This is a genomic window from Polynucleobacter sp. AP-Latsch-80-C2 (assembly GCF_018882185.1).
In the GTDB taxonomy this organism is placed as follows: domain Bacteria; phylum Pseudomonadota; class Gammaproteobacteria; order Burkholderiales; family Burkholderiaceae; genus Polynucleobacter.
The window spans coordinates 331,099-352,378 of the sequence record NZ_JACVOY010000002.1 but is presented as its reverse complement, the minus strand read 5'-3'; the positions used below and the strand labels follow the sequence as shown (position 1 = coordinate 352,378).

The 21,280-nt window shown below is 46.0% G+C and carries 23 protein-coding genes; 15 read left to right on the top strand and 8 right to left on the bottom strand.

Features of this window, described 5'->3' with window-relative positions; translation table 11 throughout:
• Window positions 1–7 precede the first annotated feature (7 nt).
• Window positions 8–415, bottom strand: a complete 408-nt coding sequence (locus tag ICN47_RS04250) for a hypothetical protein (RefSeq protein ID WP_216218633.1) — start codon at window positions 413–415, stop codon at window positions 8–10.
• A gap of 94 nt (window positions 416–509) precedes the next feature.
• On the opposite strand from ICN47_RS04250, the gene ICN47_RS04245 reads away from it, so the two are divergent.
• Complete coding sequence (locus ICN47_RS04245; RefSeq protein WP_216218632.1) at window positions 510–1,289, top strand: transporter substrate-binding domain-containing protein; 780 nt, start codon at window positions 510–512, stop codon at window positions 1,287–1,289.
• A gap of 34 nt (window positions 1,290–1,323) precedes the next feature.
• Window positions 1,324–1,935 carry an MOSC domain-containing protein gene (locus ICN47_RS04240; protein WP_216218631.1) on the top strand — a complete coding sequence of 204 codons (612 nt, stop codon included), beginning with the start codon at window positions 1,324–1,326 and terminating at the stop codon, window positions 1,933–1,935.
• 52 nt (window positions 1,936–1,987) lie between these two features.
• Here the strand turns inward: ICN47_RS04240 and ICN47_RS04235 are convergent, their stop codons facing one another.
• On the bottom strand, window positions 1,988–3,658 hold the full coding sequence (locus ICN47_RS04235; protein WP_216218630.1) for an MFS transporter: 1,671 nt from the start codon (window positions 3,656–3,658) through the stop codon (window positions 1,988–1,990).
• A gap of 210 nt (window positions 3,659–3,868) precedes the next feature.
• Here ICN47_RS04235 and ICN47_RS04230 point away from each other — a divergent pair, with 210 nt between their 5' ends.
• Window positions 3,869–5,467, top strand: coding sequence for a gamma-glutamyltransferase family protein (locus ICN47_RS04230; RefSeq protein WP_216218629.1), 1,599 nt, complete (start codon window positions 3,869–3,871; stop codon window positions 5,465–5,467).
• Here the strand turns inward: ICN47_RS04230 and ICN47_RS04225 are convergent.
• The gene (locus ICN47_RS04225) at window positions 5,454–6,083 is read right to left on the bottom strand and encodes a trimeric intracellular cation channel family protein (protein ID WP_216218628.1); all 630 of its coding nucleotides are present in this window, start codon (window positions 6,081–6,083) and stop codon (window positions 5,454–5,456) included. The genes ICN47_RS04230 and ICN47_RS04225 overlap by 14 nt on opposite strands.
• Window positions 6,084–6,173: 90 nt before the next feature.
• On the opposite strand from ICN47_RS04225, the gene maiA reads away from it, so the two are divergent.
• Window positions 6,174–6,851, top strand: coding sequence for a maleylacetoacetate isomerase (maiA, locus tag ICN47_RS04220; protein WP_216218627.1), 678 nt, complete (start codon window positions 6,174–6,176; stop codon window positions 6,849–6,851).
• Here the strand turns inward: maiA and ICN47_RS04215 are convergent.
• From ICN47_RS04215 to ICN47_RS04205, 3 genes are read right to left on the bottom strand one after another with little or no spacing between them, the layout of a single operon-like run.
• The gene (locus tag ICN47_RS04215; protein ID WP_216218626.1) at window positions 6,822–7,751 is read right to left on the bottom strand and encodes an AEC family transporter; all 930 of its coding nucleotides are present in this window, start codon (window positions 7,749–7,751) and stop codon (window positions 6,822–6,824) included. The two genes, maiA and ICN47_RS04215, sit on opposite strands and share 30 nt — an antisense overlap.
• A gap of 3 nt (window positions 7,752–7,754) precedes the next feature.
• The gene (locus tag ICN47_RS04210) at window positions 7,755–8,279 is read right to left on the bottom strand and encodes a gamma carbonic anhydrase family protein (RefSeq protein WP_216218625.1); all 525 of its coding nucleotides are present in this window, start codon (window positions 8,277–8,279) and stop codon (window positions 7,755–7,757) included.
• A 43-nt stretch (window positions 8,280–8,322) separates the two neighbouring features.
• A complete protein-coding gene (locus ICN47_RS04205) occupies window positions 8,323–9,525 on the bottom strand; it encodes an ammonium transporter (protein WP_216218624.1) in 1,203 nt (400 codons plus the stop codon).
• A gap of 135 nt (window positions 9,526–9,660) precedes the next feature.
• Between ICN47_RS04205 and ICN47_RS04200 the strand changes: the two genes are divergently transcribed.
• Together ICN47_RS04200 and ICN47_RS04195 are read left to right on the top strand one after the other, a co-directional pair.
• The gene (locus tag ICN47_RS04200) at window positions 9,661–10,023 is read left to right on the top strand and encodes a Rap1a/Tai family immunity protein (RefSeq protein WP_216218623.1); all 363 of its coding nucleotides are present in this window, start codon (window positions 9,661–9,663) and stop codon (window positions 10,021–10,023) included.
• A 46-nt stretch (window positions 10,024–10,069) separates the two neighbouring features.
• Window positions 10,070–10,357: a glycine zipper domain-containing protein gene (locus tag ICN47_RS04195; protein ID WP_216218622.1), complete on the top strand. Its 288-nt coding sequence runs from the start codon at window positions 10,070–10,072 to the stop codon at window positions 10,355–10,357.
• Between the two features lie 68 nt (window positions 10,358–10,425).
• Here ICN47_RS04195 and ICN47_RS04190 read toward each other — a convergent pair whose 3' ends face one another.
• On the bottom strand, window positions 10,426–10,815 hold the full coding sequence (locus ICN47_RS04190) for an OsmC family protein (protein ID WP_216218621.1): 390 nt from the start codon (window positions 10,813–10,815) through the stop codon (window positions 10,426–10,428).
• A 7-nt stretch (window positions 10,816–10,822) separates the two neighbouring features.
• A complete protein-coding gene (locus ICN47_RS04185; RefSeq protein ID WP_216218620.1) occupies window positions 10,823–11,242 on the bottom strand; it encodes a rhodanese-like domain-containing protein in 420 nt (139 codons plus the stop codon).
• Between the two features lie 58 nt (window positions 11,243–11,300).
• Here ICN47_RS04185 and ICN47_RS04180 point away from each other — a divergent pair, with 58 nt between their 5' ends.
• The 9 genes from ICN47_RS04180 to ICN47_RS04140 are packed head-to-tail and all read left to right on the top strand — an operon-like array spanning window position 11,301 to window position 21,259.
• Window positions 11,301–12,563, top strand: a complete 1,263-nt coding sequence (locus ICN47_RS04180) for a putative Na+/H+ antiporter (RefSeq protein ID WP_216218619.1) — start codon at window positions 11,301–11,303, stop codon at window positions 12,561–12,563.
• 56 nt (window positions 12,564–12,619) lie between these two features.
• On the top strand, window positions 12,620–13,972 hold the full coding sequence (gene miaB / locus ICN47_RS04175; RefSeq protein WP_216218618.1) for a tRNA (N6-isopentenyl adenosine(37)-C2)-methylthiotransferase MiaB: 1,353 nt from the start codon (window positions 12,620–12,622) through the stop codon (window positions 13,970–13,972).
• The gene (ybeY, locus tag ICN47_RS04170; RefSeq protein ID WP_216218617.1) at window positions 13,956–14,426 is read left to right on the top strand and encodes an rRNA maturation RNase YbeY; all 471 of its coding nucleotides are present in this window, start codon (window positions 13,956–13,958) and stop codon (window positions 14,424–14,426) included. The genes miaB and ybeY overlap by 17 nt, the downstream gene beginning before the upstream one ends.
• A gap of 56 nt (window positions 14,427–14,482) precedes the next feature.
• Complete coding sequence (locus ICN47_RS04165; protein WP_216218616.1) at window positions 14,483–15,322, top strand: HlyC/CorC family transporter; 840 nt, start codon at window positions 14,483–14,485, stop codon at window positions 15,320–15,322.
• An 8-nt stretch (window positions 15,323–15,330) separates the two neighbouring features.
• A complete protein-coding gene (gene lnt, locus ICN47_RS04160; protein ID WP_216862602.1) occupies window positions 15,331–16,851 on the top strand; it encodes an apolipoprotein N-acyltransferase in 1,521 nt (506 codons plus the stop codon).
• Window positions 16,852–16,911: 60 nt separating this feature from the next.
• Window positions 16,912–17,796 carry a glycine--tRNA ligase subunit alpha gene (glyQ, locus tag ICN47_RS04155; RefSeq protein ID WP_216218615.1) on the top strand — a complete coding sequence of 295 codons (885 nt, stop codon included), beginning with the start codon at window positions 16,912–16,914 and terminating at the stop codon, window positions 17,794–17,796.
• A 13-nt stretch (window positions 17,797–17,809) separates the two neighbouring features.
• Window positions 17,810–19,948 carry a glycine--tRNA ligase subunit beta gene (glyS, locus tag ICN47_RS04150; RefSeq protein ID WP_216218614.1) on the top strand — a complete coding sequence of 713 codons (2,139 nt, stop codon included), beginning with the start codon at window positions 17,810–17,812 and terminating at the stop codon, window positions 19,946–19,948.
• Window positions 19,945–20,517: a D-glycero-beta-D-manno-heptose 1,7-bisphosphate 7-phosphatase gene (gmhB, locus tag ICN47_RS04145; RefSeq protein WP_216218613.1), complete on the top strand. Its 573-nt coding sequence runs from the start codon at window positions 19,945–19,947 to the stop codon at window positions 20,515–20,517. The genes glyS and gmhB overlap by 4 nt, the downstream gene beginning before the upstream one ends.
• Window positions 20,518–20,524: 7 nt before the next feature.
• Window positions 20,525–21,259, top strand: a complete 735-nt coding sequence (locus ICN47_RS04140; RefSeq protein WP_216218612.1) for a 1-acyl-sn-glycerol-3-phosphate acyltransferase — start codon at window positions 20,525–20,527, stop codon at window positions 21,257–21,259.
• Window positions 21,260–21,280 lie beyond the last annotated feature (21 nt).

The window sequence follows — 21,280 nt, the reverse complement described above, 5'->3', positions numbered from 1 at the left end:
CCTTTGCCTACTTAATCTGAAAAACACTAACCCCCTGATCACGACCATAGTGCACCTCAATCTCTATTTTCTTGGCTAAAAATAGCTTTTTGAGCACCTCATCCTTGTTTTCAAAGGTAATGGCCGTTTGCGCCGGGTAATGCGAAAAAGGGTCACTCATGACATCGAGGGGCACCCCGTCAATTTTGATTTGTTTAATCGTGCGCTTATGAAAGCGATCCTGCTGAATGAATATCAGCCGTTTCACATATTTATCCAGGACCAATTTCTGTCCCTGCTCATTGGTTTTGAAATAGTAAACGAGGTCCTGGTTACCGCTACCAGTGACATCGCGCTCTTCATCCCACTTAGCAAATGCTGACTGACCGCCCAGCATGCAAAAAATCCCCAACATCAGCCCTATATAAAGACGCATATCCCACTCTCTTCGATTTATGATGTGATCTTAGCAGTCAAACCTATTGATGCGCCTCACTTTTCTTAATGTTGTTCATTCAGCGAAAACTAACATGATCAAAACCTCATCGCCATTCTTAAAATCATTACTCCTCGGTGTTTGCGTCTTAGCTGCGTTATTTTCTCTGGGATGCTCAAAATCAGACAATAAGACATCAAAAGTTTTGCAAGCTGCTATCTCCCCTTCTATTCCACCATTTACATTTGAAGAGAATGGTCAAGTAGTTGGTGTTGATATCGAAATCTTTAAAGGCTTCTGCGAATCACGTGGCTATACCTACAACCTAAAGGCATATGACTTCCAAGGAATGCTTGGTGCAGTTGCTAGCGGACAAGCTGATGTTGCTTTCTCTGGAATTTCGATCACGCCAAAGCGCGAAGAGGTCATGGAGTTCTCCAATCCCTACGTACAAAATGGCTGGGACTTGGTTAGCGTAAGCAAGCGCAATATTCACATCACTGATTTATCTCAAATCAAAAAATACTCGATCGGCTTCCCAACAGGCGCAGTCTTCATGGGCTATATCGAAAACGAATGGGCGCCCAAAGGTATTTATCCAGTTAATAAAGTAAAGCTATATCCATCCATGAGTGAGGCTTTGACTGATCTCAATAACGGCAATCTTGATCTAGCCTTCGTAGACAGCTCCATGCTGCTTACTTACGTCAACAAGATGAAGATGCCTTTAGTTAGTAGCTATCAAATTCCTTACGCTGATAAATTGGGCTTTGCTTTTGTTAAAGGCTCCCCTATCAGAGACGACTTTAATAAATACCTCGCAGAACTAGGCCCAGAAAAAATTCAGGCTATGGAGCTCAAATGGAGCAGGTAATTCTTACTAGCAGCTATTAGCAAAGCTTTTTCTCATGAGGCTTTTATCTATCTCTAGCGGTAAAGTTGCGCCCTTATTTGGCAATCACCACCCTGACTACAAATCAGTCGCTTCGGCGATTGTCAAAACTCAGGTAAGTAACTTACTAGCACCCACTGCTATTGAAATCACCAAGCTTGGAGTAAAAGGTGATGAGCAGGCCGATCTCAGTGTTCACGGCGGGATAGAAAAAGCAATCTATGTTTATCCAGCCGAACACTATACGTTTTGGAACGCCCTACTCACCCGCGAAACCAAACAAATAGTCGGGCTCCAACACGGCGCCCTCGGGGAAAACTTTACCATCGAGGGTTTACTAGAAACCGAAGTCTTTGTTGGCGATGTATTGCATATCGGTGATCTCGAGTTCTCTGTGGTGAAGCTACGCGAACCCTGCTTTAAGTTCAATGCCAAGATGAAATACAAAGGCGCAGCAAAGGCCATGTTGCAGTCTGGTTTTTCTGGCTGGTATCTGCGAGTCAATCAAACCGGCGTACTGGCTGCAGGCGCTACCATCACACTCACCCCTGGAGCAAGAACAACTTCCATTGCCCAGCAAAACCAAAATCTTCTCGGCCGCCGTAATCAACTAGATTTGTGGGCGTAAAAAAACCCGACCATTTCTGATCGGGTTTCTGATTGGATACAAACTAGTTTAATTAGTCTTTTGCGTAGATATCCACGTCTTTGGTTTCACGTACAAACAGTGTGCCGATTACCAATGTCATCGCAGCGATGATGATTGGGTACCAGAGACCGTAGTAAATGTTACCGTTTTGCGCAACCAAGGCAAAGGAGATCGTTGGCAGCAAGCCACCGAACCAACCGTTACCAATGTGGTATGGCAAGGACATAGAGGTGTAACGAATGCGGGTTGGGAACATCTCAACCAACATCGCAGCGATTGGGCCATAAACCATGGTGACCAAGAGCACTAAGTACAACAATAATAGGAATACAGCAAAATAGTTGATCTGTGAAGGATCGGCTTTGGTTGGATAACCAGCAGCAGTCAACGCGTCACGAATTTGCTTTTTGAACTCAGCATCTTTCGCTTTTGCTTCAGCTGGATCCATACCTTTTGGTGAGTAGCCAGTGATTTCTGTATCACCAATCTTCACTACAGCAACTGAACCGGGAGCTGCAGGAATAGTGCTGTAGCTAGCAGAGTTAGCAGCCATCACTTGTTTTGCAATATCGCAAGAGCTTGTGAACTTCGCTGTACCAGTTGGATTGAACTGGAATGTACATTCATTCACATCAGCAGTAATCGTTGCTGGTGAAGCTGCCATTGCCTTTTCCAACGCTGGGTTAGCAAAGTGTGTCAAAGCATTGAACACGGAAACTGGAGTGTTAGGGATGTAAGTAATGACAGCCAATAACAAACCACCCATGATGATGACCTTACGGCCGATCTTGTCTGACAAGCTACCAAATACTACGAAGAATGGTGTGCCGACTACTAATGAAGCAGCAATCAACAAGTTCGCAGTCTTAGGATCTACCTTCAATACTTGTGTAAGGTAGAACAAAGCGTAGAACTGACCTGTGTACCAAACCACTGCTTGACCTGCAACCAGACCAAATAATGCCAAGATAACAATCTTTAAGTTTTTCCACTGACCAAATGACTCGGTCAAAGGCGCTTTAGATAATTTTCCTTCTTCTTTCATCTTCTTGAAAGCTGGTGATTCATTCATGGACAAACGAATCCATACAGAAACCGCCAACAATGCGATAGAAACGATGAAAGGAACACGCCAGCCCCAAACATCAAAGTCTGGACCAGTGAATTCACGTGTGAACAAAATGACGAGCAAGGAGAGGAACAAGCCAAGAGTAGCTGTTGTCTGAATCCAAGCTGTGTAAGCACCACGACGACCGTGAGGAGCATGCTCTGCAACGTAAGTAGCCGCACCGCCATACTCACCACCCAAAGCCAAACCTTGAAGCATACGCAATGCGATCAAGATGACTGGAGCAGCTACGCCGATAGTTGCATAGTTAGGCAGGATACCCACGATAAAAGTCGAGCCACCCATCAATAAGATGGTGACCAAGAAGGTATATTTACGACCGATCAAATCGCCCAAGCGACCGAATACCAACGCGCCAAATGGACGGACGATGAAACCAGCAGCAAACGCTAACAAAGCGAAAATGAAGGCAGAACCTGCATCTAAGCCTGAGAAAAACTGCTTGGCAATAACGGCAGCCAAAGAACCGTAAAGATAAAAGTCGTACCACTCAAAAACCGTACCTAATGAAGAAGCAAAAATAACTTTGCGCTCTTCGGCGGTCATTGGGGCTGCTTTAGTTGATGTTGACATCAGAAGCTCCTAACTATTTTTATTAAATAAAAAACAACGGATTGATTATGATGGGAAAAAATCTAAAGAAATCCACTAGTTAGGGTTATTCCTCATCAAATGGGATTGGGGTTTTCCCCAAAAGTAAGCAAACTGGTGGGATACCACAACACTCACTCACTTAATATCGAATAGATAACGAGCATTTCAATCAATGGAGACAAAATTAGTATGCAAGCAAAATGGGGTATTCGAGGGATGGCAGTAGCACCGCACTCCCTCGCTTCTGAGTCCGCTCTAGCGGTTCTGCGTGAAGGTGGCAATGCTTTAGAGGCAATGGTGGCAGCAGCTGTAACCATTGCTGTTGTTTATCCTCATATGAACTCTATTGGGGGTGACTCTTTCTGGGTCATCCACTCTCCCGGCAAAGCCATTGGCGGTATTGATGCTTGTGGTGCAGCGGCTGGACTAGCCACTAAGCAATGGTATGCAGATCGTGGCATTACCAAAGCGATTCCCTTTCGTGGACCTGTTGCTGCAAATACGGTTGCGGGCACTATCTCTGGTTGGGGTGCTGCACACCAACTATCTAAGCAAGGACTTGGCGGTAAGATTCCGCTCTCTCGTCTTTTAGCAGATGCTATTCATTACGCTGAGGCAGGCACTCCCGTTACCTTTAGCCAATCTAGTTTGACCGCTAAGAAAAGTGAAGAGCTCTCCCCAATTCCGGGTTTTGCAGAAACTTTTTTAGTGAACGGCAAAGCGCCTGAAGTTGGCAGCCTCTTCAAACAAGAACGTCTCGCCACCACTTTGCGACAAATCGCTCGCAAAGGAACGGAAGATTACTATCGCGGCGATCTCGCTGACCTGATCGCAAAAGAACTCACTGATATTGGTACACCACTCAGATTAAGTGATCTGCATCGCCATCATGCCAAGCTCATTGACCCGCTCGAACTTAAACATAGCCTAGGAAATGTCTACAACATGGTGCCGCCGACTCAAGGCGTGGTGTCACTCATGATCATTGGCATCTTGGATCAGTTGAACTTAAAGCGCTTTAAGGTAGATAGCACAGAGTATGTCCACCATTGTGTAGAGGCTACGAAGCAGGCCTTTAAGATTCGCGATCAGTTTGTGACTGATCCTGCGTACATGAAGAAACATGCACAGTCATTCTTATCTCCAGCTTTCCTCAAGAAGCTTGCCAAGAACATTGATCCTGATAAAGCCCTTCCATGGGGTCAAGGCAAAGGACCAGCCGACACGATTTGGATGGGCGTGATCGATGGTGATGGTAATTGCGTTTCCTTTATTCAGAGTATTTATCACGAGTTTGGCGCCGGCATTGTGTTGCCTAAGTCAGGTGTGAACTGGCAAAACCGTGGTTGCAGTTTTTCACTGGATCCCAAAACACTCAATCACCTCGAGCCCTATCGCAAACCATTCCACACGCTCAATCCAGCAATGGCTTTATTCAAAGATGGACGCTCGATGGTGTACGGCACAATGGGTGGCGATGGCCAACCTCAAACGCAATGCGCCGTATTTACACGCACTGCTATCTACGGTCTTGATCCACAAGATGCGATTAGTCGCCCACGTTGGCTACTGGGTCGTACTTGGGGTCAAACGAGTGACAGCTTAAAGCTCGAATCACGCTTTAGTCCATGGGTTGCAAAAGAATTGCACGCCATGGGTCACGAAATTGAGATGCTAGATGCTTTTGATGAGACCGTTGGTCATGCTGGCTGCATTATTCGTGATCCGTCCGGCACGCTACGCGGTGGCTGGGATCCTCGAAGTGATGGCGCTGTTAGCGCGTTCTAGAAATAAACATTTTGGGTACGCGCAGATCCCAGTGAATAGCGGCTGCGCGTAAACCAAAAATTCCCAACATGCAGATGACTGAACCCTCGAGCGTATATTGAGGCCAAAAATTTAGTATCAGTACATAGGCAATACAACCGAAGCTCACCGGAATGGCATAGAGCTCGTGCGACATGATGAGGGTTTTTCGACCTGCCAATACGTCGCGCAATAAACCGCCACCAATCGCAGTCACCACACCCAAAATCACTGGGGCAAGCGGTAGACCAAAGTGCATATTCCAAGCCTTATCAGCCCCTTGGATTGCAAAGAGTGCGGCGCCAAAGCCGTCCATGTAAAGCATCCAACGATAAATTTGCGGCTGTGTAAAAAAAGACTCTGCAAAGAAGGTGAGGACACTAGCGCCCAGTGCAAGCCATACATACACTTGGTTCTCAGACCAAAAAATGGGGGCCTCCAAAATAATATCGCGGATGGTTCCTCCGCCAATAGCGGTAATTAAACCGAGAACTAAAACCCCAAAGAGATCTACGCCACGATCTGTAATCGCCAGCACTCCCGTGACCGCAAAAGCCATCGTCGCAATAATGCCAATCCAAAAATTAATCTCTGCCATAGCAATGAGTCTAAAGCACTTTAGGAGGTGTATGACTGATTTGCTTGTCATCAATATACTGAGGGCAAGACTGATAAAGGAAATTTTCCGATGAAACTAAAGCTCTCTAGCTATTGGCGAAGTTCTGCAGCCTTCCGCGTTCGTATTGCCCTAAATCTCAAAGATATGGAGTACGAAGTCATTCCAGTACACCTCCTCAAAAATGGCGGCGAACAAATGAGCAATGCTTATGGAGAGAAAAACCCCAATCACCTGGTGCCCTTGTTAGAAGAAGGCGATCACCATATCCATCAATCATTAGCCATCATTGAATATTTAGATGAAATTCAGGCAGAGCCGCCACTCTTACCAAAATCAGCGCTAGATCGCGCCTGGGTCCGATCGCTCGCCATGGATATTGCATGTGATATCCATCCAATGAATAATGTTCGCGTTCTACGCTACCTAAAAAAACTAGACATTGGTAATGAGGCTAGAGACGTCTGGTATCAACATTGGATCCAATTGGGTCTCGCCAGTTTAGAGAAGCAACTGGCAAATGATCAACGCGTGGGACGTTTTACTTGCGGCGATGAACCGGGTTTAGTGGATATTTGCTTAGTGCCCCAACTATTTAATGCCCTGAGCTCTAAGATGGACGTCAGTCCTTACCCAGCACTAATGAGAATCTTTCATGAATGCATGAAGCTGCCCGCCTTCATCGATGCTTCCTGGGAAAAGCAAATAGATGCAGAAGGATCAAACCCCGCTGCTCCACCACAAGAATAAAGAAAGCGTTAACAGAGAGCCTATCGTAGTGAAGAGCACCACCCGAGAAATCACACTACTATCAGCCTTGTAATACTGGGCCAACATAAAAGGGCCGGTGCCAGTTGGCAAGGCACTTAAGATCACGATGGCATTGATCCACAAAGTTGGTAAGTCCAGAATAGGGCCAGCAATAAGCCACGCAATCACTGGCTGAATGATGAGCTTAGCAAAAGTAATGCTCCACGTTTGGCTCGCTGAAGCCTGACTCTTTTGTATTAAAAATAATCCGATGGATACCAGAGCACAAGGTGTTGCTGCCGCAGCCAAAAAAGCAATAACTTGCGCAATTGGATCGTATAAAACTAAATCACTGGCAGACCACAGCAATCCAGCAACTGGTGCAATTAATAATGGGTTAGTGCAAAGCGATTTAGTCGCACTCCAGAAAATCTCATGGGACTTCTTGTGAGAGAGCATGCCAATCTCTATTAGTACTGTTGCCAGAGCAAACATCACAAAGACAATGAAAGTAGAAATAATGGCTGGCGCTAAACCATCTTGTCCCAGTGCCAGAACACATAGCGGAATGCCCATATAGCCCGTGTTGGAGTAAGAAGCACTCAAGCCATTAAAGCTAGCTGCAGCTAAGTCTTGGCCACGGTAACGACTAATGAATAAGACCAATACAAATACAGCAAGGCAGCTCAGGAAAAAAGCAGTGATAAAGCCGGGTTGCCAGAGTGTTTGCCAGCCGCTATTAGAGGCAAAGTTAAATAGCTGTGCTGGTAAGGCTAACCAAACTACAAAGCGATTGAGCTCAGTCGAAGCATTCACACCCAACTTGGCCGTGCGGCCGCAGACATACCCAATCAGTATGAGCGCAAAGACGGGAAGAACGACATTAAATACGTAGAGCAATGCTTAAGCAATCTTTTTGAGAGTCTTGATATAGCGCTGCGCATTTTTGACATAGCGTCCTGCAATATCTTCAATACCAGCCATTTGTTCCGACGTTAAAGTTTTCGCTACTTTTGCAGGTGACCCTAAGATCATGGACCCATCTGGAAATTCTTTTCCTTCGGTTACCAATGCACCGGCGCCAACTAAACAGTTTTTACCAATCTTGGCACCATTCAGAATCACAGCACCGATACCAATCAAGCTACCGTCACCAATCTGACAACCATGCAACATCACTTGATGACCTATCGTGACATTTTTACCAATGATGAGTGGATAACCAGGGTCGGTATGCAAAACAGAAGCATCTTGCACATTACTACCTTCACCGATTTGAATAAGATCGTTATCGCCGCGGATAACTACCTTGGGCCAGATACTGGCGTTTTGATGGAGCTCAACTTTGCCGATCACTTCGGCGCTGTCGGCAACCCATGCGCCCTCAGATAACTGAGGGGCATTCCCGTCTAGTTCATAAATAGCCATGACTCATTATAGGGATGAATCATGGCCTACTTCCACTCAAAAATTACCAGTTTGGCTCGCGGTCCGGTGATGAAGAAATACGATGCACGCTTAAATCGGCGCCTTCATATTCCTGTTCTTGCGACATCCGAATACCAATGAAAGCCTTCAGAGTTCCGTACACCACAAACCCACCGACCAGCGCAATCCCAACCCCTAGTGCACTACCAATCAGTTGGCCTGTAAAGGTAATACCGCCGATACCGCCAAGCGCCTTGGCGCCAAAAATACCAGCAGCTAATCCACCCCACAAGCCACATAAACCATGCAAAGGCCAAACACCCAACACGTCATCGAGCTTCCAGCGGTTTTGCACTAAGGTGAACATATAAACAAACAAACCGCCAGCCACCAATCCAACAAACAGTGCGCCAACAGGATGCATCAAATCTGAACCTGCACACACCGCTACCAATCCAGCCAGAGGTCCGTTATACGTAAAGCCGGGATCATTGCGACCAACCACCCAAGCAGCTAAAGTTCCGCCAACCATTGCCATCAAGGAATTGATTGCTACAAGGCCGCTGATCTTATCGATGGTTTGCGCACTCATTACATTAAAACCAAACCAACCTACTGCCAATATCCACGCGCCCAATGCTAAGAATGGAATGCTTGAAGGCGGATGCGCAGATATTTGACCTTCCTTGGTATAGCGACCGCGACGGGCACCCAAGAGAATTACTGCTGGCAAAGCGATCCAACCACCCACGGCATGCACCACGACTGATCCAGCAAAGTCATGAAACTCTTCGCCTGTTAAACCCTTGATCCAAGCCTGAATACCGTAATGTTGATTCCAGGCAATCCCCTCAAAGAAGGGATATACAAAACCGACCAAGACAAAAGTGGCAATGAGTTGTGGATTAAATTTAGCCCGCTCAGCAATACCACCAGAAACGATCGCAGGAATCGCCGCAGCAAAAGTGAGCAGGAAGAAAAATTTCACTAGCTCATAGCCATTCTTTTCAGCCAACAATTCCGCGCCGGAGAAAAAGTTCACTCCGTAAGCAATGCTGTAACCAATAAAAAAGTAAGCGATGGTGGAGACAGCGAAGTCGACCAAGATTTTGACCAAGGCATTTACCTGGTTTTTCTTACGAACGGTTCCCAGCTCTAGGAATGCGAAGCCGGCATGCATGGCCAAAACCATGATGGCGCCAAGCAAGATAAATAAGGCATCACTTCCAGATTTCAAGATTTCCATGAAAATTCCCCTCTTTTTTATGCATCATTATGAGGAATAAAAAACCTATTTAGGTGCACCTTGCACTAAATAAGTGCATATATTCGGTGCAAATGATGGTTTATGATTGATTCAAATACACCCTAAGGAAAACCCATGAAAAAAACCCTAGTTGTTTTAGCTGCCCTTGGCGCAATTTCTGGCGCTGTTCAAGCCCAGGAACAAATCAAAGTATTAAGCACTCAAGAGCTAGTGACAACTTGCAAGCTTCCTGCAAGCCCAGAGTCCCGTAGCTTCTGCGTAGGTTATACCAGTGGAATTTATGAAACTTATTTAGCAACACGTCACCCACAACGCGCTAAGCCATTTATTTGCGTGAATCAACCTGCTCCAAAACGCGATGAAGTCATTGCTGATTTTGTGAAGTGGGCTGGTGAGAATCCACAAACTGCTGACAAGCCTGCTGCTGGTACTGCACTTGGCTTCCTAGCAATGCGCTTCCCTTGCGGCAAAAAATAATCAGAGCAACTAGCTCATTCAAATTACATTCAAAGGATTAGTTGATATGAAAAAAATTATCGCAATTACTGCAGCGACACTCGCCATTACGGGTTGCTCCAACATGAGCAATACAGAACAACGCACTGTTTCAGGTGGTGCGATTGGTGCAACTGCTGGTGCTATTGGCACAGCCATTTTCCACGGCAACCCTATCTGGGGTGCAGTTGGTGGCGCAGCCGTTGGTGCAGCATCTGGTTACATCTACGATGCGTACAAGAAAGAACAAGCTTCTGAGTACAATTCTGGATATAACGCTGGTAAGACCGGCAAGCCAGCTACAGCACCTAACTAAGCACTGTTAGTAACAGGCTAATTTGCCTGTTGAAATGTTGAGTGTTGTTTTAATAGACCCAGCGCGTATTAATTTACTAGCTGGGTTTTTATTTGGATCTCGCCAGCCAAGGCTTTATGGATTGGGCATCTTTGCGCAATGTCTAACATGCGCGCTCTTTGCTCATCATCCAAGTCACCAAGCAATTGAATATCACGCGTGAAGATTTCCACATCATCATGACGTTCGATATCTACTGTCACGATGGCATTTTGCAGTGGAATGGATTTTCGTTCTGAATACATCTTCAGAGTCATACTCGTGCAAGCCGCTAAAGCAGCGCCTAAATATTCATGAGGAGAAGGTCCGGTGCCACCACCACCTTTAGAAACTTCTGCATCAGAAACGTAATGCAGATCACCCGTTGTTAATTTTTGCTGGAGTGGTCCTTCTCCAAACTGCGAGACTACTTTTCTCATGATTGCCTCATATTCGTTTTGACTGATTAATTTTTATCACTTTTTCTTGAATCGGTAATTCTGCTTTTTTCCAGGCACTGAAGCCGCCCTCAAGATGGCAAACACCCGGTAAACCCATTTTTTGCAGGGTCTCGGTTGCTAGGGCTGAACGCCATGCGGAGGCGCAATACAGAACAAGACGCTTGCCTTCGCCAAAAATTGGCTTGTAATAAGGGCTATCTGGATCCACCCAGAACTCCAGCATGCCCCGAGGCGCATGAAAGGCATTGGGAATCATGCCCTCTCGCTCTAATTCTCGAACGTCCCGAATATCCACAAAAACTGTATTGGGGTCGTCCAATAATTGACTTGCCTTATCTAGCGGTACGGTTTCAATTTGCACCATTGCGTTCGCAATGAGTTCTTGATAGCCAATCTTCAATTTCACCAAAATCTCCCAAAGTAACAATCTCTTAATGATTGCAAGCACCTGCTACCATTCTGCTATGAACTTTACCCCGACTGAACTTGGTGCAAGCATTATTTTTGCGATTGCCGTATTGCATACATTTTGCACTGGTTATTTTGAAACTTTAGCTAGGAAATCACCTAAGCACGCAGGACTCTGGCACCTACTGGGTGAAGTTGAAATTGTCTTTGGCTTTTGGGCTGCAATTCTCATTATTTATATCAGCTTGATCGACAATCTAGAAACTGCAAAAGCTTTTATAAATCATCGTAACTTTACTGAACCTTTATTTGTATTTGCGATCATGATCGTGGCAGGTAGTAAACCCATCTTGTTCTTCGCAACAAAAATTTTGCATTTACTGGGCAAAGTACTGCAAACTTTGCTGCGTATTAGAAGCACTCCAGCACTTTACTTTTTGACCCTAGCTGTCACACCACTATTGGGCTCAGTCATTACCGAACCAGCAGCCATGACTTTGGCAGCATTCCTCCTACGTGACTTGGTATACAAGCACAAGCCCTCAATCACTCTGATGTTCGCCACCCTCGGCGTGCTCTTTGTCAACATTTCGATTGGTGGAACGCTAACAAATTTTGCCGCGCCTCCTGTATTAATGGTCGCTACGACTTGGGAGTGGAGTTCCGCATTTATGTTTGCGAACTTCGGTATCGAATCTTGCATCGCTATCTTTATTAACGCTCTCGCTGTAACGCTGCTATTTCATCGTCAGTTACTGGATTCTGAATCCGTTGAGAAACCAGCAAAAATTCCTTTAGCTGTCATCGCAGTACATCTGCTATTTTTATTCGGCGTAGTGGTGTTCGCTCATGACCCAGTCATTTTCATGTGGCTATTGCTTTTCTTTATTGGCTACACCACTGCTTACCCAAAACATCAAAGCCCACTCATTCTGAAAGAAGCGCTCTTGGTTGGATTCTTCTTAGGCGGCCTGGTTGTCCTAGGATCGCTTCAAGGCTGGTGGCTGCAACCTATTTTGGAGATGATGAGTCCTACCGCCGTCTTCTATGGCAGCCTGGCATTAACCGCCATTACCGATAACGCCGCACTAACGTATCTAGGCTCACTAGTGACTGGCACCACTCCTGAATTTAAGCTCGCCCTGGTGGGTGGTGCAGTGGCGGGGGGAGGCCTGACAGTGATTGCTAATGCACCTAATCCAGCAGGCATCGCTATTTTGCGTGCCTACTTTCCGAATGGCGCCGTTTCAGCCCTATATCTCTTAATAGCGGCCATACCGCCAACTTTGGTAGCTATTGCAGCTTATCGCCTGATCTAAGTCCATATCCCGTAAAATCTGGGCTTCGCCCCCAGCTATAAACCTGAGAACGGCATATGAAAAAGCTTTACATCAAAACCTTTGGCTGTCAGATGAACGAGTACGACTCGGGCAAGATGGCCGACCTCTTACATGCCGATGAAGGCATGGTCATGACAGACACTCCAGAAGATGCGGATGTTGTCCTCCTCAATACTTGCTCGATCCGAGAAAAAGCAGAAGACAAAGTCTTTTCTGATTTAGGCCGATTGCGTGAGCTTAAGAAACTCAAGCCAGAGTTACTCATCGGCGTTGGTGGTTGCGTCGCCAGTCAAGAAGGTCAGCAAATCGTCAGTCGCGCACCGTATGTCGATGTCGTCTTTGGTCCGCAAACATTACACCGCCTTTCTGACTTGCTCGCAGAGCGCCGCAAAACCGGCGTTTCACAGGTCGATATTTCTTTTCCAGAAATTGAAAAGTTTGATCACTTGCCTGCCTCACGCCAGACCCGCGGTTCTGCCTATGTTTCCATCATGGAGGGTTGCTCAAAATATTGTAGCTACTGTGTTGTTCCCTATACCCGCGGCGAAGAAGTGTCGCGCCCCTTTGATGATGTCCTCACCGAAGTAGCAGGACTTGCAGGTCAAGGTGTGAAAGAAATTGTATTGCTGGGTCAAAACGTCAATGCCTACCTAGGTAAGATGGGTGATACCGAAGAGATTGCAGACTTTGCTTTGTTAATTGAATACATTGCAGAAATACCTGGTGTTGAGCGCATCCGCTTTACCACCAGCCATCCAAAAGAATTTACGCAGCGCCTCATTGATGTGTATGCCAAAGTACCTAAGCTTGTGAGTCATTTGCATCTTCCCGTACAACATGGCTCTGATGCCATGCTCTCAGCGATGAAGCGAGGCTACACCGCACTAGAGTACAAGAGCATTATTCGTAAGATGCGTGCTGTGAGACCTGATCTCACCTTGTCGAGTGACTTTATTGTGGGCTTTCCGGGGGAGACTGAAGCCGATTTTGAGAAGCTGCTCAAAATGGTTGCAGATCTGCAATTTGATAACAGCTTCTGCTTTATTTTTAGTCCGCGCCCAGGCACGCCAGCAGCAAACTTAAGTGATGACACACCCTATGAAGTTAAGCTCAAGCGTTTACAAACTTTGCTAGCACTCGTCGAGAGTCAAGCCAATCAAATCAGCCAAAAAATGCTGGGCAATATTGAAAAGGTATTAGTTGAAGGCTTGGCGAAAGATGGTGTCAATCTTCAAGGACGCTGCGCCAATAATCGTGTGATTCATTTCACGGCAGCAGAACAAGATATCGAGTCATTGATAGGCAATATGGTTGATATTGAAGTGACCGAAGTCCTTAACTACACCCTCAGAGGCGAACTCCTCAATATCCATGCAAGCGCTCTCTAAATCTAAGCTAGTGATTGATTTTCAGTATGCGAGCGCCTCTATCGAAGCAGCGCTTACTGAGCAAGTATCCGAAGCTCTAATGAAGAAGTGGGTTAAAGCTGCTACGCATCAAAGCGGGATGCTGACTCTGCGCTTTGTAAATACCTCAGAAGGTAAGAAATTAAATTTGGCCTATCGAAATAAAGATAAGGCCACTAATGTTTTAACTTTCCCTTATGAACTCTCTAAAACACATTTACTAGCTGATATTATTTTTTGCCTGCCGGTTGTAAAAAAGGAAGCCAAGGAGCAAGGCAAGACTTTCAAAGCCCATCTTGCCCACCTCATCATCCATGGCTGCCTACATGCGCAAGCCTATGATCATGAAAATGATAAAGAGGCAAAAAAGATGGAATCCCTAGAAGTGCAAATTCTGAAGAAATTAGGTTTTCCTAATCCCTACCTCGATTCCTAGAACTCATTTACCAGTTCAATTGAAAAATTGACACATTTCTAAGCTATTCTTGCAATATGCCTGACCCCAATAAATCCCTACTAGATCGCCTCGCCGATTTTTTAACGCCACAACCCACCAGCCCGAACGAGCGCCGCCAAGAACTGATTGAAACCTTGCGCGAGGCCCAATCTGAGGGGCTTATAGATGCAGATGCGCTTTCGATGATTGAGGGCGTCTTTCAGGTGGGCCAATTGTGCGCACGCGATATTTTGGTTCCCAGAGCGCAGATCGACTGGATCGACATCAATACTAGCCTTGCCGAAATCATTCAAAGCGTCATTGATGCAGCCCACTCGCGTTTTCCAGTTTACGAAGGCAGCAAAGATAATGTGATTGGCATCTTATTAGCCAAAGACTTACTGCGACATGCCACTGAAAAAGATTTTCAAGTTCGCGATTGGCTCAGGCCAGCAGTTTTTATTCCCGAATCAAAACGTCTCAGCGTTTTATTGCGTGACTTTAAAGATAATCGCAATCACCTAGCGATCGTTGTAGATGAATACAGTGGCGTTGCAGGCATCATCACGATTGAGGATGTACTGGAGCAAATCGTTGGCGATATCGAAGACGAGCATGACATCGATGAAGAAGCCGATAACCTGATTGCCCTAGATAACGGCGATATTCGGGTGAAAGGTATTACCGAGCTTGAGCAATTTAACGACAAGCTAGGCACTCACTTTAAAGAAGAAGATATCGAAACGGTTGCCGGCCTAGTCATCCAACACCTCGGTAGAGTTCCCAAAGTGGGTGAACGCGTTTCAATGGATGGTATTGAATTTGAAATCTTGCGCGCCGATCCTCGTCAAGTGCATATTTTGCTAGCGCGTCAGATTTCTAAAAAAGCTGACTGAGATCAATCTTGATTCAAACGCATTCTCGTAGTCGACTCGGAATTCAATACCTCATACTGTTTGTATTAGGTGCAGTATTAGCGGGTGCCGCTGAACTACCTTTTGGTGGCTGGATACAAGTCCCCATCCTCAGCGTGATTTGGTGGCAACTCACTTTAGTAAATGACACCTCGAAAAAACACGGTTTCTTATCTGGTCTGATTTTTGGCTTAGGCTATTTTGTCTTTGGTCTTTGGTGGCTTTACATCAGCCTTCATGATGTTGGTGGCATGAATGTAGCGCTATCTTGCATGGCGGTATTTTTACTTTCTGCCTATATGGCACTGTATTTCTCGCTGGCGACACTGACGCTATCACTCCTTCACAAGTCACGCCTTACGGGCCTCTTCTTAGCAGCGAGTTGGGTTCTTATGGAATTTTTGCGGGGCTATGTCTTTACTGGCTTCCCCTGGATGGGCTTAGCTGAGAGTCAATTCAATGGCCCTTTTGCACCGATCGCACCATTCTTTGGTGGACTGGCTTGCACCTTCCTCGTCATTTGGACTTCTTGGAAAATATTGCAGATCAAAAAGCATGCGGTGATGAGTTTAATGAGCATTGCCGCTGTCATCACCCTCTCTCAATTGGCAGGATTAATGACTTTCACCAAACCCATTGTTGAACCGATCACAGTGCGCCTCATTCAAGGTAACTTTGAGCAAACCTTGAAATTTAATCCTCAAGCAATTAGCCAGCAAATTGATTTTTATGTCGGTGAAATCAAAAAGGAAGCAGCCAATCTCATCATCATTCCTGAGACTGCTTTTCCTTGGCCACAAAATAATTTGCCAACGGGTTTATTAAATTACTTACAAGATTTCTCTAATGCAAGTAAGAGCAATGTCTTACTTGGCTTAATTGGTGACATCCCGACAAACACCGGAGTACAGTACACCAATCGCGCTACCGGTCTTTCCCCAAACTCACCTCCTTACCAGTTTGATAAGGTACATCTAGTGCCTTTTGGAGAATTTATTCCGCCAGGCTTTCATTGGTTTGTAGAGGCCTTTCGTGTTCCGATGAGTGATTTCGCTCGAGGCAGTATTGAGCAAGCGCCCTTCTCCATTAAGCGGAGTGGTCAAACAGACATCCATGCTGCAATGACAATTTGCTATGAAGATGTCTTTGGTGGCGAATTAGCATCTCGCGTTAACAATAGCGAGAAGCCGGTAAATTTACTTATTAATATGACGAACTTAGCGTGGTTTGGTAAATCACAAGCTTCTTCACAGCAATTGCGCTTATCTCAACTGCGCTCTTTAGAAACTGGTCTACCTGCTCTGCGGGCAACGAATACTGGGATCACCTCAGTATTAGGCCCAGACGGCAAAGTGCTCGCCTCTCTTCCAGAATTTACCCAAGCAAACCTCAGCACCCAGGTCCAGGCTTACTCAGGCAAAACACCCTATGTTCGCTGGGGAAATTTCCCGATTTTGAGTATTTCTTGCATCCTGTTGATCTGGGGCTTTATTCGCTACAGGCGTTTTTAATCAGTTTTAGCTCCTGTACCGCCCTAGCCATGTAAAATCAATGGCTTAGCCAGGTTAATCATGCTTACTTTTCAGCAAATCATTCTCAAACTCCAAGACTATTGGGACCAACAAGGTTGCGCCCTATTGCAACCTATCGACCTCGAGGTGGGCGCCGGCACCTCCCATACCGCCACCTTCTTACGTGCCATCGGTCCAGAGCCTTGGAAAGCAGCTTACGTTCAACCATCACGCAGACCTAAAGATGGTCGTTATGGCGAAAACCCAAATCGCTTGCAGCACTACTATCAATATCAGGTCGTTCTCAAGCCCGCCCCAGAAAATATTTTAGAGCTCTATCTTGGATCGCTTGCTGCCCTTGGTCTTGACCTGAAAGAAAACGACGTGCGTTTTGTTGAGGATGACTGGGAAAACCCAACCTTAGGTGCCTGGGGTCTAGGCTGGGAAGTTTGGCTCAATGGCATGGAAGTGACACAGTTCACTTATTTCCAGCAAGTGGGTGGTTTAGATTGCAAGCCTGTGCTCGGCGAAATTACTTACGGTATTGAGCGCTTGGCAATGTACATTCAAAATTGCTCAAATGTGTACGACCTTGTTTGGGCAGACGGTATTTCTTATGGTGACGTGTATCACCAGAATGAAGTGGAGCAGTCTTGCTACAACTTTGAACACTCCAACACCGATTTACTGTTTGCAAACTTTACAAACTATGAGAGCGAAGCAAAACGCTTAATGGAAGTGCCTTTGGCATTGCCCGCTTATGAAATGGTATTAAAGGCTGCTCATACCTTCAATCTTTTGGATGCCCGTGGCGCCATCTCCGTGACAGAGCGTGCCGCTTATATTGGCCGTATCCGCAATCTTTCTCGCGCCGTTGCACAAGCGTATTTTGAGTCCCGTGAAAAGCTGGGATTCCCGATGTGCCAACGCCAAGCTAAAGCTTAAGTAACACCTATTTATGAGTACATCTAATTCCTCTTCTCAATCAGCGAATTTATTGATTGAAGTCTTTACAGAAGAACTGCCTCCTAAATCACTGCGCCGCCTAGGTAACGCCTTTGGCGAGGGAATATATACCTCCTTAAAAGCTGCGGGATTAGCTACAGATACATCTACAGTCACCGGTTTTGCTACGCCACGGCGCCTTGCAGTATTAATTACAGATGTTGTCGATCAAGCACCCGATTACCCAGTGCGGGAAAAATTATTACCAATGAGTATTGCCTTTGATGCAGATGGCAAAGCCACTGCTCCGCTACTTAAGAAGTTGGGATCTTTGGGCTATGCTGATATTGATCTAAACATTTTAGAAAAAGCGGGTGAAGGTAAGAACGAAGCTTTGTATCTCAATGTTATTGCTAAAGGTGCGTTTTTAGAGCAAACCGCTCAAGCAGCGCTTGAGCAAACCTTAAACAAGTTGCCGATTGCCAAAATGATGCACTATCAAGTGCTACAAAAAAATGGTCAATTGGCTGATGTGCAATTTGCACGTCCAGCGCATCGCATCATTGCATTGCATGGTTCTAACACGCTCAAACTCAGCAGCTTGGGTATCGATGCTGATAATCAAACAGAAGGTCATCGTTTCTTGGCTCCAGGAGCCATCACCATTGCTAATGCTGATCAATACGAAGCAGACCTGCAAGCCAAAGCAAAAGTGATCCCAAGCTTTGATAAGCGTCGTGCTCAAATTGAAGCAGCGCTTTTCAAAGCCGCTGGTGATGACTTAGTGTTAATGCCTGATAGCCTGCTAGACGAAGTCACTGCCTTAGTAGAGTGGCCTGCAATTTATGAGTGTCATTTTGATGAAGAGTTCTTAGAAGTTCCACAAGAATGCTTGATTCTGACGATGCAGACAAATCAAAAATACTTTGCCCTGACTGATAAGCAAGGTAAATTACGTAATCGCTTCTTAATCGTTTCCAATATCGAAACTGATAAGCCGCATGCCATCGTCTCTGGTAATGAACGCGTCGTGCGTCCTCGTCTCTCTGATGCCCGCTTCTTCTATATGCAAGACCAAAAGCGTCCGCTAGCCTCTCGAGTAGCTGACCTTGGCAAGGTGGTGTATCACAACCAACTAGGTAATCAGTTAGATCGCACTAAACGCGTTCAAGGAATTGCAGCCGGTATTGCCAAGACATTAGGCGCAGATCAAAAACTTGCTGAACGTGCAGCAGAACTTGCCAAAACCGATTTACTGACCGACATGGTTGGCGAGTTCCCAGAACTGCAAGGCATCATGGGCAACTATTACGCCAAGCATGATGGTGAAAATGCTGAAGTCGCTGCAGCTTGCAGTGAGCACTATATGCCTCGCTTTGCTGGCGATGCTTTGCCACAAACCCAAACGGGTACGATCTTGGCGATTGCGGACAAACTCGAAACATTAGTCGGTATTTGGGGGGTTGGTCTTGCGCCAACCGGTGATAAAGACCCCTATGCGCTACGTCGCCATGCTTTAGGCATCTGCCGCCTGCTCTTAGAAAAAAATCTTTCTTTAAATCTGCCAGTACTCATTGAGCTAGCTCGTGCGCAGTTCCCGCAAAATGATGTTCAAGAAAAAGCGCAAGCGGCTGATATTTACGCTTTCATCATCGATCGTCTGCGCGCTTATTTGCGGGATCAAGCGGTGGCTGGTAAACCATTTACTAGCGCTGAGATTGATGCGGTATTAAGCCAATCACCAGCTCAGATCAATGATCTGATTGCACGCTTAACGGCCTTGCGTGAATTTAATGCGCTGCCTCAGGCGCCTCAACTGGCTGCAGCCAATAAACGTATTAGCAATATCTTGAAGAAAACGACAACAGCCATTCCGACTGCTTGCTCTAGCAAGCTGTTGCAGATACCTGCTGAATCCGCTCTGTACCAAGCCTTAGAAGCAGCTACTCCAGCCCTAGATGCGGCATACGATCAGCGTCAATTTGTTGAGCTTCTTAAAGCGCTAGTGGCTTTAAGCGCCCCCATTGATCAATTTTTTGCCGATGTGATGGTGATGGATCCTAATCCTGAACTACGCGATAACCGCTTAGCGCTCCTGCAACAACTTCACCAGAAAATGAATCTCGTTGCCGATCTCGGCAAATTAGCATGAGCCTGAGCTCTTCTAAACTCATTATTCTGGATCGCGATGGCGTGATCAACGAAGATCGTGATGATTATGTGAAGTCGGTTGATGAGTGGATTCCACTGCCAGGCAGCCTAGAGGCGATTGCCCTACTTAATCAAGCTGGCTACCAAATTGCGATTGCTACCAATCAATCGGGTCTGTCTAGAGGATTTTTCACTATCAATGATTTGCATGCGATGCATGCCAAGATGGATAAACTCCTGAAGCCATTAGGCGGTCATATCGATAGTATTTTCTTTTGCCCACATGTAGATGCTCATGGATGCGATTGTCGTAAACCACTTCCTGGCTTGATGAAAGAAATTGCACTGCGTTACAAAAGAGCAGATAGCGCAACTCCATTACTGGGGGTTCCTATTGTGGGTGACTCTTTACGAGATCTACAAGCTGGCATCACCCTCGGAGCCACACCCCACTTAGTCCTTACCGGTAAAGGTCAAAAGACCCTTGCAAAAGGAAATTTGCCAGAGGGCACACAAATCCATACTGATCTCTTGGCGTTTGCCAATGCACTTCTAGAAAATAAGGTGTAAAGCAATCATGACTTTTATTCGCTCCACGCTCTTTACGATATTTCTGGTGATCTTCACACCTATCTGGTCTGTTCTATGCATGCTAGCCTTTCCATTCTTAAGCCCAGAAAACCGCTATACCTTTATTGGCTTGTGGAACAAAGTAGTGATTTATGTTCTCCAACATCTGTGCGGAATTCATTATGAAATTCGCGGGATGAAAAACATGGAAGCTGTGTTGAATGAACCCGTTGTCATTCTAAGTAAGCATCAATCCGCTTACGAAACGATTGCTTACATTGCGCTGCTACCAAAACAACTTTGCTTCGTCTTTAAGCGTGAATTGCTCTGGATTCCCTTCTTTGGCTGGGCGCTTGCTTTACTCAAGATGATCCATATCAATCGGGCTAGCAAACAAACTGCAGCGCTTTCCGTGGCCAGCCAGGGACGTAAACGCTTAAGTGAGGGCAAATGGATTATGTTGTTCCCTGAGGGCACCAGAACGCTGATTGGCTCAACTAAGCCCTATCGTAAGGGTGGTGCACGACTTGCTAGCGCCACAGGCGCGCTAGTAATTCCGATTGCACACAATGCGGGTCGCTTCTGGCCTAAGAATAGTTTTCTGAAGCAGCCTGGGACCGTGATTTTCTCTATTGGTCCGGCGATTCGCTCCGAAGGCAAATCTGGAAAAGAATTGCAACAAGAAGTTGAAGGTTGGATTGAAGCAGAAATGCGTGTGATTGATCCAAGCGCGTATCAATAAAACGGATCCTAGATTTGCTGT

Excerpts from the sequence above, each read along its gene's own strand:
- ICN47_RS04245 (WP_216218632.1), top strand. The coding sequence starts at position 510 with ATGATCAAAACCTCATCGCCATTCTTAAAATCATTACTCCTCGGTGTT.
- glyS (WP_216218614.1), top strand. The coding sequence starts at position 17,810 with ATGAGTACATCTAATTCCTCTTCTCAATCAGCGAATTTATTGATTGAA.
- ICN47_RS04210 (WP_216218625.1), bottom strand. The coding sequence starts at position 8,279 with ATGGCTATTTATGAACTAGACGGGAATGCCCCTCAGTTATCTGAGGGC.
- ICN47_RS04225 (WP_216218628.1), bottom strand. The coding sequence starts at position 6,083 with ATGGCAGAGATTAATTTTTGGATTGGCATTATTGCGACGATGGCTTTT.
- ICN47_RS04195 (WP_216218622.1), top strand. The coding sequence starts at position 10,070 with ATGAAAAAAATTATCGCAATTACTGCAGCGACACTCGCCATTACGGGT.
- ICN47_RS04190 (WP_216218621.1), bottom strand. The coding sequence starts at position 10,815 with ATGAGAAAAGTAGTCTCGCAGTTTGGAGAAGGACCACTCCAGCAAAAA.
- maiA (WP_216218627.1), top strand. The coding sequence starts at position 6,174 with ATGAAACTAAAGCTCTCTAGCTATTGGCGAAGTTCTGCAGCCTTCCGC.
- ICN47_RS04250 (WP_216218633.1), bottom strand. The coding sequence starts at position 415 with ATGCGTCTTTATATAGGGCTGATGTTGGGGATTTTTTGCATGCTGGGC.
- ICN47_RS04180 (WP_216218619.1), top strand. The coding sequence starts at position 11,301 with ATGAACTTTACCCCGACTGAACTTGGTGCAAGCATTATTTTTGCGATT.
- ICN47_RS04200 (WP_216218623.1), top strand. The coding sequence starts at position 9,661 with ATGAAAAAAACCCTAGTTGTTTTAGCTGCCCTTGGCGCAATTTCTGGC.
- ICN47_RS04230 (WP_216218629.1), top strand. The coding sequence starts at position 3,869 with ATGCAAGCAAAATGGGGTATTCGAGGGATGGCAGTAGCACCGCACTCC.
- ICN47_RS04140 (WP_216218612.1), top strand. The coding sequence starts at position 20,525 with ATGACTTTTATTCGCTCCACGCTCTTTACGATATTTCTGGTGATCTTC.
- ybeY (WP_216218617.1), top strand. The coding sequence starts at position 13,956 with ATGCAAGCGCTCTCTAAATCTAAGCTAGTGATTGATTTTCAGTATGCG.
- miaB (WP_216218618.1), top strand. The coding sequence starts at position 12,620 with ATGAAAAAGCTTTACATCAAAACCTTTGGCTGTCAGATGAACGAGTAC.
- ICN47_RS04235 (WP_216218630.1), bottom strand. The coding sequence starts at position 3,658 with ATGTCAACATCAACTAAAGCAGCCCCAATGACCGCCGAAGAGCGCAAA.
- gmhB (WP_216218613.1), top strand. The coding sequence starts at position 19,945 with ATGAGCCTGAGCTCTTCTAAACTCATTATTCTGGATCGCGATGGCGTG.
- ICN47_RS04240 (WP_216218631.1), top strand. The coding sequence starts at position 1,324 with ATGAGGCTTTTATCTATCTCTAGCGGTAAAGTTGCGCCCTTATTTGGC.
- ICN47_RS04205 (WP_216218624.1), bottom strand. The coding sequence starts at position 9,525 with ATGGAAATCTTGAAATCTGGAAGTGATGCCTTATTTATCTTGCTTGGC.
- glyQ (WP_216218615.1), top strand. The coding sequence starts at position 16,912 with ATGCTTACTTTTCAGCAAATCATTCTCAAACTCCAAGACTATTGGGAC.
- ICN47_RS04165 (WP_216218616.1), top strand. The coding sequence starts at position 14,483 with ATGCCTGACCCCAATAAATCCCTACTAGATCGCCTCGCCGATTTTTTA.